This window comes from Streptomyces sp. NPDC001890 (assembly GCF_042891445.1).
Lineage (GTDB): Bacteria > Actinomycetota > Actinomycetes > Streptomycetales > Streptomycetaceae > Streptomyces.
This window is the reverse complement of the sequence record NZ_JBIATE010000005.1, coordinates 1-16,873: the sequence shown is the minus strand read 5'-3', so window position 1 is coordinate 16,873 and position 16,873 is coordinate 1. Positions and strand designations below refer to the sequence as shown.

General features: G+C 72.3%; 13 protein-coding genes. 10 read left to right on the top strand and 3 right to left on the bottom strand.

Features of this window, described 5'->3' with window-relative positions:
* The first annotated feature begins 58 nt into the window (after nucleotides 1-58).
* The 6 genes from ACFYY1_RS16530 (at nucleotide 59) to ACFYY1_RS16505 (ending at nucleotide 9,343) form a co-directional block, all read left to right on the top strand.
* On the top strand, nucleotides 59-808 hold the full coding sequence (locus ACFYY1_RS16530) for a peptidyl-tRNA hydrolase (RefSeq protein WP_388585560.1): 750 nt from the start codon (nucleotides 59-61) through the stop codon (nucleotides 806-808).
* Between the two features lie 283 nt (nucleotides 809-1,091).
* Complete coding sequence (locus ACFYY1_RS16525; protein WP_388585557.1) at nucleotides 1,092-1,766, top strand: hypothetical protein; 675 nt, start codon at nucleotides 1,092-1,094, stop codon at nucleotides 1,764-1,766.
* 286 nt (nucleotides 1,767-2,052) lie between these two features.
* Nucleotides 2,053-5,907 carry a S8 family serine peptidase gene (locus tag ACFYY1_RS16520; RefSeq protein ID WP_388585556.1) on the top strand — a complete coding sequence of 1,285 codons (3,855 nt, stop codon included), beginning with the start codon at nucleotides 2,053-2,055 and terminating at the stop codon, nucleotides 5,905-5,907.
* 182 nt (nucleotides 5,908-6,089) lie between these two features.
* Nucleotides 6,090-7,388, top strand: a complete 1,299-nt coding sequence (locus ACFYY1_RS16515; RefSeq protein WP_388585554.1) for a DUF692 domain-containing protein — start codon at nucleotides 6,090-6,092, stop codon at nucleotides 7,386-7,388.
* A gap of 5 nt (nucleotides 7,389-7,393) precedes the next feature.
* Nucleotides 7,394-8,428, top strand: coding sequence for a TIGR04222 domain-containing membrane protein (locus ACFYY1_RS16510; protein ID WP_388585552.1), 1,035 nt, complete (start codon nucleotides 7,394-7,396; stop codon nucleotides 8,426-8,428).
* A 114-nt stretch (nucleotides 8,429-8,542) separates the two neighbouring features.
* A complete protein-coding gene (locus ACFYY1_RS16505; protein WP_388585550.1) occupies nucleotides 8,543-9,343 on the top strand; it encodes a TIGR04222 domain-containing membrane protein in 801 nt (266 codons plus the stop codon).
* A gap of 184 nt (nucleotides 9,344-9,527) precedes the next feature.
* On the opposite strand, the gene hemQ is transcribed toward ACFYY1_RS16505, so the two are convergent.
* The gene (gene hemQ / locus ACFYY1_RS16500) at nucleotides 9,528-10,256 is read right to left on the bottom strand and encodes a hydrogen peroxide-dependent heme synthase (protein WP_360922655.1); all 729 of its coding nucleotides are present in this window, start codon (nucleotides 10,254-10,256) and stop codon (nucleotides 9,528-9,530) included.
* 4 nt (nucleotides 10,257-10,260) lie between these two features.
* Complete coding sequence (hemG, locus tag ACFYY1_RS16495) at nucleotides 10,261-11,748, bottom strand: protoporphyrinogen oxidase (RefSeq protein ID WP_388585548.1); 1,488 nt, start codon at nucleotides 11,746-11,748, stop codon at nucleotides 10,261-10,263.
* Nucleotides 11,749-11,875: 127 nt separating this feature from the next.
* Here hemG and ACFYY1_RS16490 point away from each other — a divergent pair, with 127 nt between their 5' ends.
* Nucleotides 11,876-12,871, top strand: coding sequence for a DUF4349 domain-containing protein (locus ACFYY1_RS16490; RefSeq protein ID WP_388585545.1), 996 nt, complete (start codon nucleotides 11,876-11,878; stop codon nucleotides 12,869-12,871).
* Nucleotides 12,872-12,921: 50 nt separating this feature from the next.
* Entirely contained in the window at nucleotides 12,922-14,307 is a 1,386-nt protein-coding gene (locus ACFYY1_RS16485) for an FAD-dependent oxidoreductase (RefSeq protein ID WP_388585543.1), read from the top strand.
* A gap of 25 nt (nucleotides 14,308-14,332) precedes the next feature.
* Here ACFYY1_RS16485 and hemE read toward each other — a convergent pair whose 3' ends face one another.
* Nucleotides 14,333-15,406: a uroporphyrinogen decarboxylase gene (gene hemE / locus ACFYY1_RS16480; protein WP_388585541.1), complete on the bottom strand. Its 1,074-nt coding sequence runs from the start codon at nucleotides 15,404-15,406 to the stop codon at nucleotides 14,333-14,335.
* A 129-nt stretch (nucleotides 15,407-15,535) separates the two neighbouring features.
* Between hemE and ACFYY1_RS16475 the strand changes: the two genes are divergently transcribed.
* Complete coding sequence (locus ACFYY1_RS16475; RefSeq protein ID WP_388585539.1) at nucleotides 15,536-16,195, top strand: DUF3000 domain-containing protein; 660 nt, start codon at nucleotides 15,536-15,538, stop codon at nucleotides 16,193-16,195.
* A 256-nt stretch (nucleotides 16,196-16,451) separates the two neighbouring features.
* On the top strand, nucleotides 16,452-16,873 hold a 422-nt coding region (locus ACFYY1_RS16470), incomplete at its 3' end, for a response regulator (RefSeq protein WP_388585536.1).

Here is a 16,873-nt window from a genome sequence, read left to right as displayed (position 1 = left end):
CCCGGAGCGGTCCATTCCGCCAAGAAGTCCGGATCGGGCGGCTGGCAGACTGGACCGGGTGAGCAGCAATGACATTCCCGCGTCCCCGTCCACTCCCCATTCGCCCGCGGCGGACAGCCCGTTCAGGTCCGAGCCGACGAGCCGCGACGAGGCTCCGCAGTACGTGCTGCCGTTGGTCGTGCACATCGAGAAGACCGCTCCCCCGGCCCGTACCGACGCGTTGCGGACCGCGGCCCGCGCGGTGCTCGTGATGCTCTCCGACGAGCGCTCGGTGGGCGAGGGCGAGTGGGCGCGTGCGATGCGGGACTGGCAGGACGCCCGGATCCGCAAGGTGGTGCGGCGGGCGCGCGGCGCGGAGTGGCGCAAGGCATCCGCGCTGCCGGGCGTCACGGTCACGGGCGAGAGCGCCGAGGTGCGGGTCTTCCCGCCGGTGCCGCTGGACGGCTGGCCCAAGGAGCTGGCGAAGCTCCAGGTGTCGGGGACGGATCTGGACGACCCGGAGCCGCCGGCCGCGCCCGATCCCCGGGGCCCCGTGCTGTGGTTGAACCCGGAGCTGGACATGTCGGCGGGCAAGGCCATGGCGCAGGCCGGGCACGGTGCGCAGCTCGCCTGGTGGGAGCTGTCGGAAACGGAACGCAAGGCGTGGCGCGAGGCGGGCTTCCCGCTCTCGGTCGCCACCGCTGAGGCGGGGCGCTGGCCGGAACTCACGGCGAGCGGGCTTCCGGTGGTGCAGGACGCCGGGTTCACCGAGATCGCGCCCGGGTCGTGCACGGTGGTCGCCGACCATCCGGCGCTGCGACGCGGCTGAGCAGCCGCGGCCGGTGTGTCCCGCAGAACGGCGGGCACCTGCCCCGTCGCCCCACGGAACAAACGTGTCATCAATCCCCTTCCGGGCAACGCATAGTCTTGTCAAGGAACGAATACCCTCTCAGGATCACGGGAGTCGCGGCCCCTCGACGGGGCCACTCCGTACGAAGTGATTCCTGATGAGAGGGGTCGTGATGCCCGAGAGTCCGGGCCTGTCGCCGCACCGGGTCGTGGGAGTCCCCCGGACCTCCGGCATCAGTACCAGGGGTGGTCCTGTCCCGGGGATGTCGCGTCCGACCGCGCCGGTGCACGCGACACGGATCCAGCGGCGCGCGCGGCGCGAAGTGCTGTACTTCGACACGCCCCCTTACTGGTCCGTGGACAACGCCGTGCAGCTGGCGCAGTTGTCGGACGGGGTCTCGTACCGCACCATCTACGGCCAGCAGGCGATCGAGTACCCGGGGGCGATGACGCGCATCGACCAGTGCCTGGCGTCCGGGGAGGAGGCCCGGGTGACGGCCCGGCTGCCGATGAAGATGATGATCATCGACCGGGAGTACGCCTTCACCTGTGCCATGAGCGGGAACGAGCGTGCGGACGATCCCGGCGACCTGGTGATCGTGGATTCGAGCCCACTGCTCGACGGCCTCGTCGAGCTGTTCGAGCGGGTCTGGGCCGACAGCGCGCCCTTCGACCACGGCAACCCCGCGCCCCGTGCCGCACGGGACGAACTGAGCGTCGCGGACAAGCGGTTGCTGACCCTGCTGCTCGGCGGACTGACCGACGACGCCATCGCCCGGCACCTGGGCGTCGGCCGTCGCACCATCCTGCGCCGTGCCCGCGGTCTGATGGACCGGGCCGGGGTGGCGACCCGGATGCAACTCGGCTGGTACGCGGCCCGCCGCGGCTGGGTGGACGTGTCGTGCGGCGTACCGTCCCCGGGATCGGTGCGGGGGTAGCGCCGGCGGGACGCGACCGGGGCGCCGGGCCCTCCGCGGTGTGCGGTCCGGGCGCCCCGGCGTACGGGGTGTTCCCACTGCTCCTCAGCAGCCCGGGCCTTCGCAACTGTCGCATATGCGCCATGGTTTGATCTTCAATCATCGCTCTGACGGGCTATAGCCTCCGGGTGCGCCGTTCGCTCGGGCCCGTTCTTCCCCCCTTCCCCCTCGACCTCGCTTCCCCCTGCCCGTGCGTCGGTGTGCGTTCCGCTCGCTCGTTCCATCCTTTTCATCCAAGGAGAAGTACGTGCCGACACCCTCAAGCGGCATACTCGGAAGACGGCTGATCGCCGTCACGGCGGTGCTCGCCACCAGCGCGCTGATACCCGGGCTCAGCCCCGGATCGGCCGCTGGAGCGCCTCTCGCCACCAGCCCCGTGGGCGGCCTTCCACCGAAGGCCGCACAGAAGGCGAAACCCTCCCTGATCACCCTCATCACCGGGGACACCGTGTCCGTGACGAAGAGCGCGGGCGGTCGCACGTCCGTGACCGTCACCCCCGCTCCCGGCAACGCGGCGACGTTCCAGACCGTCACCGATCCCGACGGCGATCTGTACGTGTACCCGTCCGATGTGCTGGCCCCGCTCGCCGCACACACCCTCGACCGGCGGCTGTTCAATGTCACCCAGCTGCTCAAGGACGGGCACGGGGACGCCAAGGACAGCACGCTGCCGGTGATCGTCTCGTACGACGACAAGCCCTCCCGCGCCGAACTGGGCGAGCGCGCGCGTCGGCTACCCTCCGGCAAGCCCGGCGTACTGCTGCGCCGGATGGGCATGGCCGCCGTCCATGTCAAGAAGCACGGAGCGGCCTCCTTCTGGAAGGCCGCCCTGCCCGACCGGACCGCCGGGAAGAAGCGGAACGCCACCGCGGCCGCGTCCGGGGTCTCCAAGATCTGGTACGACGCGCCGACCAAGGTGACGCTCGACCAGAGCGTCGCCCAGATCCACGCCCCCGAGGCATGGGCGGCGGGGTACGACGGCACCGGCGTCAAGGTCGCCGTCCTCGACACCGGAGTCGACCTCGGTCATCCCGACGTCGAGGACCGGGTCGTCACGACGAAGAGCTTCGTCGCCGGTGCCTCCACCGTGCAGGACGGCCACGGCCACGGCACCCATGTGGCCTCCACCATCGCGGGCAGCGGCGCCGCCTCGGGTGGCCGGTACAAGGGGGTCGCCCCGGGGGCGGACCTGATCATCGGCAAGGTGCTCGGCGACAACGGCTCGGGGCCGGACTCCGGCGTGATGGCCGGCATGGAATGGGCGGTCGACCAGGGCGCCGACGTCATCAGCATGAGCCTGGGGTCCGCCGGTGACGCCGAGGACGACCCGAACACCGAGGCGGTCAACCGGCTGAGTGCGTCGAGCGATTCCCTGTTCGTGATCGCCGCCGGCAACGACGGACCGGGCGAGTCCACCCTGGGGAGCCCCGGCGCCGCCGACGCGGCCCTGACGGTCGGTGCCGTCGACAAGTCCGACAGGATGGCGGACTTCTCCAGCCGCGGCCCGCGCACCTACGACCACGGGATCAAGCCCGATGTCACGGCGCCCGGTGTCGGAATCGTCGCCGCCCGAGCGGCCGGTACCGCCATGGGCACCGTCGTCGACGCCGACTACACATCGGCGAACGGCACGTCGATGGCCACCCCGCACGTCGCCGGGGCCGCCGCCATCCTGGCGCAGCGACACCCGGACTGGCCGGGCGAGCGGCTGAAGGCCTCACTGACGTCGCACACCGACCGGTCCTCCGACGCCACCGTCTTCGAGCAGGGCAGCGGGCGGGTGAACGTCGCCGCCTCCCTCGACTCCCGGCTCGACGTCTCCGGCCCGGTGGACTTCGGGATGACCTGGTACGAGGGCGCGAACACCACGTACGACAAGCGCACCCGTACGCTCACCGTGACCAATCCCACCGACGCGGCGGAGACCGTGAAGCTCGCCGCCCACTTCCTACAGGGCACGCCCGCCGAAGGTACCTTGACGCTCGATCAGGACGAGGTGACCGTGCCCGCCGGCGGCAGCGTGGACGTCCCCTTCGTCCTCGACCCGAATCTCCTCGATGCCGGCTCGTACACGGGTGAGGTCACCGCGACCGCCACGAACGGAGCGACGGCGCACGCCGCCCTCGGCTTCGCCAAGGAACCCCCGCGCTACGGCATGACCATCAACCTCAAGGACCGGAAGGGCGGCACCCCCGACAACGGTCTCGTCGTCGTCATGGGGCTCGACAACGACTACTTCGAGGTGTTCCCGGTACAGCACCTCGCCACCCTCAGGACGCGCGTTGCCCAGGGGAAGTACGCGGTCTTCGGTGCGATCACCACCGGGGACCTCGGCTACCGCGGCGGGTACGCCGACGCCTCCGACCTGTTCAGCCTCCCGGAGCTGACGGTGGACGACACACCGGTCACGACGACCGTCGACGGCACCCGGGCAACCGACTTCGGGCTGGACGTCTCCGGAGAACCGCGCCCCCTCCAGGGATCCGTCCTCACCTACCAGTTGCGGCGCACCGATCCGAACGGACGCCACTCGGGTGTCTCGCTCAGCGGCGACGCCTCCGTCACCACCGGGCACTTCGGTGCGATTCCCGCGGCCAAGCCCCGGACGGGCACCCTGTCCTCGACCTTCTACCAGCGCGAACGCCAGCCGCTGCTCACCGGCGAGGTGACCGGCCGCAAGGGCTTCGACCTGACGCTGCGGGCTCCCACCAACCTCGCGCGCTTCGCCGGGACCAAGAAGCTCCCGCTCGTCGACATCGGCGAGGGCAGCGCCGAGGAACTGGCCGGCAAGGACGTCCGGGGCAAGGCCGTGCTCGTGCACAACGACTATCCGGGCCACGTCGGACCGCTGGCGGGCGAGCTGGAGGAGGCGGGCGCCGCCGCGGTGCTCGTCGCCCGGGTCACCGACCGCAGCGTGTACACCGTCGTCGGCGACGGGCTGAGTATCCCGTTCGCCGGGATCACTCAGCAGGAAGGAAGGGAGCTGGCCGCCCGTATCGCGGCGGCCGGCAAGAAGAAGGCCGTCACCGTCGCCCTGCACGGCCGCAAGGAGTCGGCCTACGCCTACTCCGGGCAGTGGACCTTCGACAGCATCCCCGCCGACCTGAGGACCACGGTCCGGCGCAAGGACTTCGCCTCGGTCACCAACGTCTTCCACGGGTACGGGAAGGAGCAGCCGACCGACTACGTGCAGGACGTGTGGGGCCCCGAGGGGAAGAAGGCCGTGGCGGTGTGGACGCCGGAGACCGTCTACCGGGGACAGCAGCGTGAGGACTTCGTCTACGCGAAGGGGGGCCTGACGTACCAGCAGCACGTCGCCCTCACCAACTTCGGCTCGGAGATGCACGGGAGGATCGAGACCCCGCGTGCCGGAAGCTCCGTCGTCGAGGACTGGTTCGGGCCCGCTCTCCACGCGGCTCCGTTGGGCAGCTGGCTCTCGTGCAACTTCTGCAGCACCGACATCGGCGCGCTGCCGGTGCCTGGTGGCGGCGCCGACTCCGATCCCGAGCACTACATGGACTGGCCCATCCCTCCCGCCATGGCGTTCTACCGTGACGGCCGCCGCGTCGACGACAGCGCCCAGTGGGTCGTCAAGGGCAGGGCCGATTACCGGATGGACGTCGACTTCGCCTTCGGCGACCTGGCCGGGACCGGCGACTCGGGGAGCGCTCGTACCCAGTACGCGTTCACGGCGGACACCCCGAGCGGGTTCCAGGAGGACGTCTGCAAGGACTACGCCGACATGGCCGCTTCCACGTGCGAGCCCCTGCCGGTCATCACCACCCACTACCGCATGTCCGCCGACCTGCTCGACCGGGTGCGGGCCGGCGCCGCCTACTCCTTCACGGTGGACGGCTACCGGGCCAACGGCTGGAAGGGCTCGACGAAGGTGGCCGGGGCGAAGGTCTCGGTCAGCTACGACGGCGGCACGACCTGGAAGCGGGCGACCGTCACGCGCAAGGACGCGGACTCCTTCCGGGTCTCCTACCGGCACCCGAAGCTCTCCGCGACGAACGGATACGTGGCCGTCAAGGCCGAACTCTGGGACGACGCGGGCAGCCGCACCGTCGAAACCCTCGACCGGGCCTACCGTCTGAAGTAGTCGGCGGCCGGCAAGAGCGGGCGCCGCACCGGGATCTCTCTCCGGTGCGGCGCCCGCGCCCGTTCGAAGCGGTGTCCGGAACCTCAGATAAAGCTCTGAACGTCACTCTGTTCGGATTCACCGCTGCCGTGCGGGGCCATGAGCCCTGTACGAAGCGGCGGAACGAAGCAGGGGGCGCGGGCATGAAGCTGGGAATCGGTATCGGCTGGCGGCCGGAGATCGCGGAGGCCGTCGAGGCGCTGCCGGGGATCGACTGGGTGGAGGCGGTCGCGGAGAACATCTGCACCGGCCATCTCCCCGATTCGCTGGTACGGCTCAGGGAGCGCGGGGTCACGGTCGTCCCGCACGGCGTCTCGCTGGGCCTCGGCGGAGCCGACCGCCCCGATCCGGGCCGGCTCGCCGGTCTCGCCGCCCGCGCCGAGCTGCTCGCCGCGCCCCTGGTGACCGAGCACATCGCGTTCGTACGGGCCGGGGGGCCGCGCACCTCGTCCCCGGGGCTGGAGGCGGGTCATCTGCTGCCCGTGCCGCGGACCCGGGACGCGCTGGACGTGCTGTGCGAGAACGTGCGCGTCGCGCAGGAGTCGCTGCCGGTGCCGCTGGCTCTGGAGAACATCGCGGCGCTGGTCTCCTGGCCCGGCGAGGAGCTGACCGAGGGGCAGTTCCTGGCGGAGCTGGTCGAGCGGACCGGCGTCCGGCTGCTGATCGACGTCGCCAATCTGCACACCAACCACGTCAACCGGGGCGAGGACCCGGCCACCGCGCTCGACGAGCTGCCGGTGGAGGCCATCGCGTACGTGCATGTGGCGGGCGGTGTCGAGAAGGACGGTGTCTGGCACGACACCCACGCCCACCCGGTCACCGGGCCCGTCCTCGACGTCCTGGCCGAGCTCCGTTCCCGGGTCGACCCGCCCGGTGTCCTGCTGGAGCGGGACGACGACTTCCCGCCGGCCGGGGAGCTGGCGGGCGAACTGGACACGATCCGCGCCACCTTGGACCGGGCGGCGGGGGACACGAAGCGGCCCGCCCCACGCGTCCGCCCGTCCGCGCGGCCCGGTGCGTCCACGCCCCCCGACGCCACGCGCGACCGGCTCGCGGCCGCCCAGACCGGACTGCTCTGCGCGCTCGTCGCCGGTGGCCCCGCGCCGCAGGGCTTCGACCGGCGCCGCCTCGGGGTCCAGAGCCGTGCCCTGGCCGCCAAGCGGGCCGGAGTCGTCGCCAAGGTGGCACCTGAACTGCCGGAGATCCTGGGCACCGGCTACCGGGACGCCTTTCTCTCGTACGCCGCGACCCGCCCCATGTCCGCCGGTTACCGGCGCGACGCGATGGACTTCGCCGAGGACCTGCTGATCTCGGGCGGGCCCGTGGACGACGCGGCCCGGCGCCGGCTGACCCACTGGTGGCAGGACCGGGCCGGCGCGCGCCCGCCGCGCCGCACCACCCGGCTCGTACGAGCGGCCCGCGCGGCCCTGATCGGAAGGTGACCGGCATGAACACCGTCGCACTGCTCGTGGACCTCGGCGTCGTGGTCTCCTCCGTGGTCCTGATCGTGGGACTCTCGCGAGCCCGTGGCGGCACCGGCGGCGCCGTCCACGACGTCTACGAAGCCGCCTTCCTCAACGGCGGTCCGGGCAGGGTCGCGGACGCCGCGCTCACCGCGATGCAGGCGGATGGCCGGCTCGCCGTCGGCGGCCCCGGAATCGTCGCCGTCCAGCGGGCCGAGGCCCATGACCCGGTGGAGCGTGCGGTGCTCCAGGAACACGCCTCGGCTCCCAGCGGGGCGCTGCACACCCTGCGCGAGGCGGTGATGCGGCACCCCGCGGTGCAGGAGGTCGGCGACGGGCTCGCGGCCCGCGGTCTGCTGGCCGCGCCCGCCGCGAACCGGGCGTGGCGCCGCTGGGGCCTGGCCCAGGGGATGGTCTGCGTACTGGCCGTCCCGCTCTCCATCGTGGCGACCGTCCTGGCTCCCCTGTCCTCGGAGTTCTCCGCTGTTCCCTTTGTCTTCAAGGTCCTCCCGTTCCTGATCGCCGGCATGCTCACCGGCTTCATCTGCGCCGGCGTCGCCCAGGGACGCGTCACCAGGTCGGGGCGCCGGGCCGCCGAGGCGTTCCGCACCGCCCAGGCGTACAACCCCGACCCGGCCCACGTGGTGGCCGCGCACGGGCTGCGGGCGATCCCCGACCCCGTGTTCCAGGGGCAGCTGATCGCGGCGGCCCGGATGCAGCCGCACGGCCGGACGGCGGGGCGGCGTACCCACGTGGCGGCGACGTCCACGAGCGGCTCCGCCCTGCTCCTCGCACCGGTGGTGTGGTGCGCCGGTACGAGTCCCGGTCACGGCAGTTGCGGGAGCTCCGGTGACGGGGGCGGCGGCGCGGGCGGCGGTGGCGGGTGCAGTTCCGGGTCGAGCTGTGGATCGAGCGGCTCGGGCTGCGGTGGCGGCGGTGGTTCCAGCTGCGGCGGCAGCGGCTCCAGTTGCTCCAGCGGCGGCTCCAGTTGCGGCGGCGGGTCCAGCTCCGGCGGTTAGGGCCTGCCCGGCCCTGATCCGCCGGGCAGCCCCTGGGGCTGCCCGGCACCGTCGGATCGTCCGCATGATGAACAGGCCATGGCTTTCCGAGGCCGCCTCGCATAGAAATCCGCCATGCTCTGGGTTCTGTTCCTGCTGGTCGCATGGGGTGCGGCAGTCATCACGTGCGTCCGGCTCTGCCTGGTCTCGGCCCGCACCGGGCTGCTGTCCGGCGCGTCGGCCGATGACGTGCGCGGCGGCGGCGCCGGTCATGAACTGACCCTGTACGAGACCGCGTTCCTGGCCGGCGGTCCCCATCGGGTGGTCGATCTGGCGCTGGTCACCATGCATCTGCGCCGTCGGCTGCTGCTCGCGCACACCGGCTGGGCGACGGTCGTCGACCCGGTGGGCCGGGACGAGATGGAGCGTACGGTGATCCGTGCGATAGGGCCGCAGGGCCAGTCCCCGATACCGCCGATACGGACGGCCGCGGCCACCGCCGACGCCGTACGCGCCCTGGCCGACCGGCTGGTCGCCTCGGGTCTGGCCCTGCCCGGCGGCGCCGGGACCGATGTCGCCGCCGCGGTGCGCGCGGTGCGGGGCGCGGCCGCGCTGGTGGTCGCGATGGGGGCGGTCACGCTGCTGATGCCCGGTCAGGAGCACGGCCCCGGCGGGCCGGTCGTGTCGCTGCTCGTCCGGTTCGGGCTGCCGCTCGCGCTGACCGTCGGCTGTCTGGCCATAGCCCGGATGGAGGTCCATCCGTACAGTTCGTGGGCGTCGCCCGCCGGTCAGCGGCTGCTCGCCGAGAACGAGGTGCCGGTTGCCGGGGCGGACGGTGACGTCCTGGCGGCGATCGCGGTACGGGGTGTGCGCGCCGTGGACGATCCGGCGCTGCGGGCCGCGCTCGGCGGCGGTCCGGGCGGTCGGCCGGGGTGACCCGGCCGGTCGGTCACGGGGCGGTGTGCGGTGGTGCGTGTGGAGCGGAAAGGACGCCGGTGCGGCGCGCTGGACGCGCGCCGCACCCGGAGCCGAACCCGGTGTCGCTGGAACGACGGGCGGCGCTGTGCGCACCGGTGCCCGCCCTCTGATCTTCCGGGTTGGGGTGGTCGGAGCCCGCTCGCTACGCGAGCCCGGCCACCAGGTCTGCAACCGACTTCCTGCGCCCCGTGTAGAACGGGACCTCCTCGCGGACGTGCATCCGCGCCTCGGAGGCCCGCAGGTGACGCATCAGGTCGACGATGCGGTAGAGCTCGTCGGCCTCGAAGGCGAGGATCCACTCGTAGTCGCCGAGCGAGAAGGAGGCGACGGTGTTGGCCCGGACATCGGGGTAGCCGCGCGCCATCTTGCCGTGGTCCGCGAGCATCCGACGGCGGTCCTCGTCCGGCAGCAGGTACCAGTCGTAGGAGCGCACGAAGGGGTAGACGCTGATGTAGTTGCGCGGCGTCTCGTCGGCCAGGAAGGCCGGGATGTGCGACTTGTTGAACTCGGCGGGGCGGTGCAGCGCCATGTTCGACCAGACCGGCTCCAGCGCCAGGCCCAGCTTGGTGCGCCGGAAGAGGTTGTACGCCTCCTGGAGCTCGTCCGCCGTCTCGGCGTGCCACCAGATCATGACGTCGGCGTCGGCCCTCAGGCCGGAGAGATCGTAGGTGCCGCGGACGGTGATGTCCTTGGCCGCGAGCTGGTCGAACAGCTCCTGGACCTCGTCGGCGTAGCCGGCGCGGTCCGCGGGCAGGACGTCGCGCAGCTTGAAGACGGACCACAGCGTGTAGCGGATGACCTCGTTGAGGTCCTTGGCCTTCTTACCCGCGTTGGGGCCCTTGCTTGATTTCACAGTCTCAGGCGCACTCATACGGCTATTGTCCCGCCTCGCTCCGTGTGCCCTTAACCAGGGTCGACGTGGCGATGATCTCTTCCTCGGGACCACCGGTGAGGTCGGCCGCGATCTCGTCCGCGGCGCGGTGGGCGCCGGCGATGCAGGCCGGGATGCCGACGCCGTCGTAGACCGCTCCGCAGACCCGCAGCGCGGGCAGCTTGGCGACCTCGTCGCGGATCCGGGCGACCCGGGAGAGATGGCCCACCGGGTACTGGGGCAGCCCGCCGATCCACCGGGTGACCTCGGTGTCCACGGGCTTCGCGGCCAGTCCGGTCGCCTCGGCGAGGTCGCGCAGCGACACGTCGACGAGCTCGCCGTCCTCGCGGTGGATGTGGTCCTCCTCGCCGTAGCGGCCGACGGAGGTGCGCAGCACGAAGAGGTCCGGGGCCGAGTCGGCGACCCAGTTCCACTTGTGGGAGGAGAAGGTGGACGCCTTGATGGTGCGGCCGTCGACCGGGGGCACGAGGAAGCCGGAGCGGCCGTCGAGTGCGGTCGTGGCGGCGACGTCGGAGCGGCGGAAGGCCATCGTGACGAGCGCCATCGACGCGTACTCGACACCGGCGAGCTCGGCGGAGGCCGCCGGGGACTCGGCAGCGAGCAGCGTGGAGGCGGACCAGGCGGGGGCGGCGAGCACGATGCCGTCGGCCTTGATGACCCGGGTGTCCGTGCGGACGTCCCAGCCTTCGGCGGTACGGGTCAGGCCGAGGACGGGGGTGGCGGTGAGGATCTCCCCGCCGCCCGCGCGCACGGCGTCGGCGACCGCTCCGGGCAGGGTGCCGATGCCGCCGTCGATGCCCTGGAAGACCGGTCCGGTCTGCTGCCGGGCGGCGGCCCGTTCCTGGATGCCCAGGACGCCGTCGAGCAGCGAGCCGCCCTCCCGCGCCACCTCGAAGAGCTGCGGTACGGCGGCGCGCATCGAGATCCGGTAGGCGTCGCCCGCGTACACGCCGCCGAGCAGCGGCTCCACGAGCCGGTCGACGACCTCGCGGCCCAGCCGGTCGGCGACGTACGCGCCGACGGCGACGTCGTCGCCGACGGGGGTCGGGGTGAGGTCGCGCTCCTGCGCGATGCGGGCGAGGCCCTCGGAGGTGAGGAGTCCGGTCAGCGCGGCCGGGTCGCCGGGGACGCCCATCACATGGCCCTTGGGCATGGGGCGCAGGGCGTCGCGGGTCCAGACCGAGGCGGTGGCCGTGGCGGGCGGCTGGAGGCGGTCGCCGAGCCCGACGTCGCGTGCCAGGCCGACCGCCTCCGGGCGGCGGGCGAGCATCGACTCCGCACCGAGGTCGACCTGGGTGCCTGCGATCTCACCGGTCATGAGCTTGCCGCCGAGCCGCTCGGTGGCCTCCAGCAGGGTGACCCGCAGGCCGGTCCCCAGGAGCCGGTGGGCGGCGGCAAGACCGGCGATGCCACCGCCGATGACGACGACATGTCCGGTGCCCGGTTCCGCGCGGTTGAGTGAACTCTGCATGCCCCCACTCTCTCAAAACCCTTTCCGAGTCCTGAACGTGACTGCTTCGAAATCGGGATCCGGCAACCCGCACCCCGGTCCGGCACGTCGAACCGGCACCATCGACGACCCGCCTTGGGGGGCATTCATGCAGAGACACCGGCATCCTGGCCGTGCATCGGTCCGTCGTCCGCGCCTGGTCCTGGCGGCCGGCCTCGTGGCCGGCCTGCTCGCGCTGAGCGGCTGCGGCGCCTCGGACAGCGCCGGCGACGCGAGTTCCGGCGACGACAAGCGGGCGATCGGCGCACCGGAGCGGGGCGCCGCCGACGCGGCGGCCGGGGAGGCGGAGCAGGAGACGGGCGGTTCGCCGTCGCGGCAGAAGTCGCAGGACGGGTCGCAGGGGAGGAAGAGCGACGCCCTGCCCGCCGGCACCCATGTCATCCGTACCGCCTCGCTCTCGGTGGAGGTGGGGAACGTACCGAAGGCGGCCGCGGTCGCCCGTTCGGCCGCGGAGGGTTCGGGCGGTCTGGTGGCCAGTGAGGAGACCGAGCGGGTCGACGACACGCATGAGGTGTCACATCTCGTGCTGCGCGTTCCGCAGGGCGAGTACGAGGCGGTGCTGAAGCGGCTCGCGGGCACCGGGAAGCTGCTGTCGCGCACCTCGTCGGCGAAGGACGTCACCGATGAGGTGGTCGACGTGGAGAGCCGGATCGCCACTCAGCGGGCGAGTGTGGCGCGGGTACGAAAGCTGATGGACCAGGCGGAGAAGCTCAGCGACGTGGTCACGCTGGAGGGCGAGCTGAGCAGCCGTCAGGCGTCCCTGGAGTCGCTGCTGGCCCAGCAGGCGTCGCTGAAGGACCGCACCACGCTCGCCACGATCACCCTCGACCTCTCCGAGCCGGAGACGGCGGCGAAGGACGACGATGACGGGCCCGGTTTCCTGGACGCGCTGAGCGGCGGCTGGCACGCGTTCGTGACGGCGCTGCTGTGGCTGGCGATGGCGGTGGGCGCCGCGGCCCCGTTCCTGGCGGCGCTGGCCGTGCTCCTGCTGGTGTGGCGCCTGGCGCGCCGCAGGCTGGCCGGGCGCCGTGCGCGTCGGGCGTCCGGGCCGGGCGGGTCCTCGCCCGCTCCTCCGGCGTCGTAGCGTGGTCCCTTCGGACTGGGGACGGACCCCAGGTGTCGAAGGGACCGGGCATGACGGCGGAGCGACTGGTGGTCATCGGTGGTGACGCGGCGGGCATGTCCGCCGCGTCCCAGGCCCGCAGGCTCAAGGGCCCCGACGAGCTGGGCATCGTCGCCTTCGAGCGGGGCCATTTCACCTCGTACTCCGCCTGCGGCATCCCGTACTGGGTCGGTGGCGACGTCACGGCGCGGGACGACCTCATCGCGCGTACGCCCGAGGAGCACCGGGCCCGCGACATCGACCTCAGGATGCGCACCGAGGTCACGGAGATCGATGTCGCCGGGCAGCGGGTGCGGGCGCTGGACCTCGGCACCGGCGAGGCGTACTGGACGGGCTTCGACAAGCTGGTGATCGCGACCGGGGCCCGCCCGGTGCGTCCGGCGCTGCCCGGCATGGACGCGCCCGGGGTGCACGGCGTGCAGACCCTGGACGACGGGCAGGCGCTGCTGGAGTCCCTGGACCGGGCGCCGGGCAGCAGGCGGGCGGTCGTCGTCGGGGCGGGCTACATCGGCGTGGAGATGGCGGAGGCCATGCTGAAGCACGGCTTCGAGGTGACCGTGCTCAACCGCGGCGAGCAGCCGATGGCGACGCTCGACCCCGACATGGGGCGGCTGGTGCACGACGCGATGGACGGCCTGGGCATCACCACGGTCAACCGGGCCGAGGTGACCGCGATCCGCACCGGATCGGACGGCCGGGTCCGCGCGGTCGCCACCGGCGACGCCTCCTATCCGGCGGACGTGGTGGTGCTCGGGATCGGCGTCGAGCCGGAGACGACGCTGGCGCGCGCCGTCGGCCTCCCGGTGGGCCCGCACGGCGGGCTGCTGACCGACCTGTCGATGCGGGTCGTCGGGCACGACAACATCTGGGCGGGCGGTGACTGCGTGGAGGTCCTGGACCTGGTGGCGGGCCGCACCCGCCACATCGCGCTGGGCACCCACGCCAACAAGCACGGCCAGATCATCGGGTCCAACGTCGGCGGCGGCTACGGGACGTTCCCCGGGGTGGTCGGCACGGCGGTGAGCAAGGTGTGCGATCTGGAGATCGCCCGCACCGGTCTGCGCGAGAAGGACGCCCGCGCGGTGGGTCTGCGGTACGTCACGGCGACGATCGAGTCGACGGGCCGGGCGGGCTACTACCCGGGGGCGCGGCCCATGACGGTGAAGATGCTCGCGGAGTACCGCACGGGCCGGCTGCTCGGGGTGCAGATCGTGGGCCGGGACGGGGCGGCCAAGCGGGTGGACATCGCGGCGGTGGCGCTCACAGCCGGGATGACGGTGGAGCAGATGACCGCCCTGGACCTGGGCTACGCCCCGCCGTTCTCGCCGGTCTGGGACCCGGTCCTGGTGGCGGCCCGCAAGGCGGTGACCGCGGTGCGGCGGGCGGGCACCGCCTGAGAGCGCGGTGCCCGGCCCCGGCCGCTCAGCGCTCGGTGCTGGTGTGCACGTACTCGACGAGGCGGGTCAGCGCGTCGGGGTCCATCGACGGCATCACGCCGTGGCCCAGGTTGAAGACGTGGCCTTCGAGACCGGCGGCCGCGTCCAGGACCTCCTGGGTCTTCTCCTGCACCGTCGCGGTCGGGGCGAACAGCACCGCGGGGTCGAGGTTGCCCTGGAGCGCCTTGCCGGGACCGACCCGGCGGGCGGCCTCGTCCAGCGGTACGCGCCAGTCGACGCCGACGACGTCCGCGCCCGCCTCGCCCATCAGGCCGAGGAGTTCGCCGGTGCCGACGCCGAAGTGGATGCGCGGGACGCCGTACGGGGCGACGGCCTCGAAGACCTTCGCCGAGGCGGGCAGCACCGAGCGCCGGTAGTCGGCGGGGGCCAGCGCGCCCACCCAGGAGTCGAAGAGCTGGACGGCCGAGGCGCCCGCCTCGATCTGCACCTTGAGGAAGGCGCCGGTGATCTCGGCGAGCCGGTCCAGGAGGTCCGCCCAGAGCTGCGGGTCGCCGTACATCAGGGCCTTGGTGTGCTCGTGGTTGCGGGACGGGCCGCCCTCCACGAGGTAGCTGGCGAGGGTGAACGGCGCCCCGGCGAAACCGATCAGCGGGGTGGCGCCCAGCTCGGCGGTGAGCAGGCCGATGGCCTCGGTGACGTAGGCGACGTCCTCGGGCGTGAGGTCGCGCAGCCGGGCCAGGTCGGCGCGGGTGCGGATCGGGTCGGCGATGACCGGGCCGACACCGGGCTTGATGTCGAGGTCGATCCCGATGGCCTTGAGCGGTACGACGATGTCGCTGAAGTAGATCGCGGCGTCGACCTTGTGGCGGCGGACGGGCTGCATCGTGATCTCCGCGACCAGCTCCGGAATCATGCAGGAGTCGAGCATCGGGATGCCCTCGCGCACCTTCAGGTACTCCGGCAGCGAGCGCCCCGCCTGGCGCATGAACCAGACCGGCGTGTGCGGAACGGGCTCGCGCCGGCACGCCTTCAGGAACGCCGACCCATGGGTGGCGGAGGTCTTCGTCTGCTGGCCCGTGGGGCGGTCGTTGGCACTCACACTGGAATCTTCGCACGAAGCCGTGCCGGCCTCGCCCACTGCCCGATCGCGGACGAGGTCGTAAGCAGCCGAGCCCGCCCCGGGTGTCTCTCCCTGCGCGAAGCGCCGGTTCCGCCTACTCTTCCCCGCATGGCTCCGGCTCAGGGACAGTTCTCCGATCAAACCGATGGCGCTGACAGCAAGGACAGCGAGGAGGGTGGTTCCGTCCCGCCCGCGTTCCGGTCGGCGGTGGACGCGCTGCACTCCGCGCGCCTCCGTCCCGAGCTGGAGGTGGAGTCGACGCGGCCGCCCAAGCGTCTCGCTCCGTACGCGTACGCCCTGGAGGCGGCGGTCGTCGACGGCGAGGACGATCTCGCCGACGGCCGCCTCGTGCTGCTCCACGACCCTGCCGGGCACGATTCCTGGCAGGGCACCTTCCGTCTGGTGACACTGGTGCGGGCCGAGCTGGAGCCGGAGATGGCCGCCGATCCGCTGCTGCCGGAGGTGTGCTGGTCCTGGCTGACCGGTGCGCTGGAGGCGCGCGGTCTGTCGTACGGGGAGGCGGGCGGCACGGTGACCCGGGCGGGGTCGCACTATTTCGGCGCGCTGGGCACGCGGCGCCCGGCGACCCAGATCGAGATCCGGGCGTCGTGGACGCCCCGGGAGGGCCGCGGCGGGGTGCCGGACGCGGCGGCGCATCTCATGGCGTGGGGCGACCTGCTGTGCCAGATCGCCGGCCTGCCGCCGTCCGGCCCCGCCGACGCGGCGGTGGTGACACTCCCGCAGCGGCGCGGTCCGCAGGTCTCCTGACCTTCCGCTCGGCATTCTCTGGCCGGAACTCTACCCGCGCCGGTAACTGTGCGTCATATTTCATGCACGGTTACCGGCGTTCTTTTCGTACAATCGATCGCATGTCCGATTTGCCCGAATTGTTACTCACTAAATCGTGATCTTCCCCTAAAGGAGCACGGGTCTGCTGCCGAAGAGGTCAATGACCCTTCAAGCACGGTTCGCCCCGGCTTCATCCCCGAGCCGGCCCGTCCCGTCCACGCCCCCAGGAGGCCTGGTGTCCGTTCTCCTAGAGCAGCCCGCAAGCCTGGTCGCCTACCGCCCGAACAAGCCGACGGCCATGGTCGTCGTGGCCGACCCGCGCGTCCGTTCCACCGTCACCCGCCATCTGTGGGCACTCGGAGTACGTGACGTCATCGAGGCGTCGTCCATCGCGGAGGCTCGTCCCCGCGTCGGCAATCCGCGCGACATCTGCGTAGCCGACGTCCACCTGCCCGACGGTTCCGGGCTGACCCTGTTGTCCGAGACCCGAGCAGCCGGCTGGCCGAACGGCCTCGCCCTCTCCGCCGCCGATGACATCGGCGCCGTGCGCAACGCCCTCGCGGGCGGCGTGAAGGGCTATGTAGTCACCGGCACACGTACCAATATCGGCCACCCCACCCGTCCCGGCGTCGCCCCCATCGGCGCCAACGCCGCCCG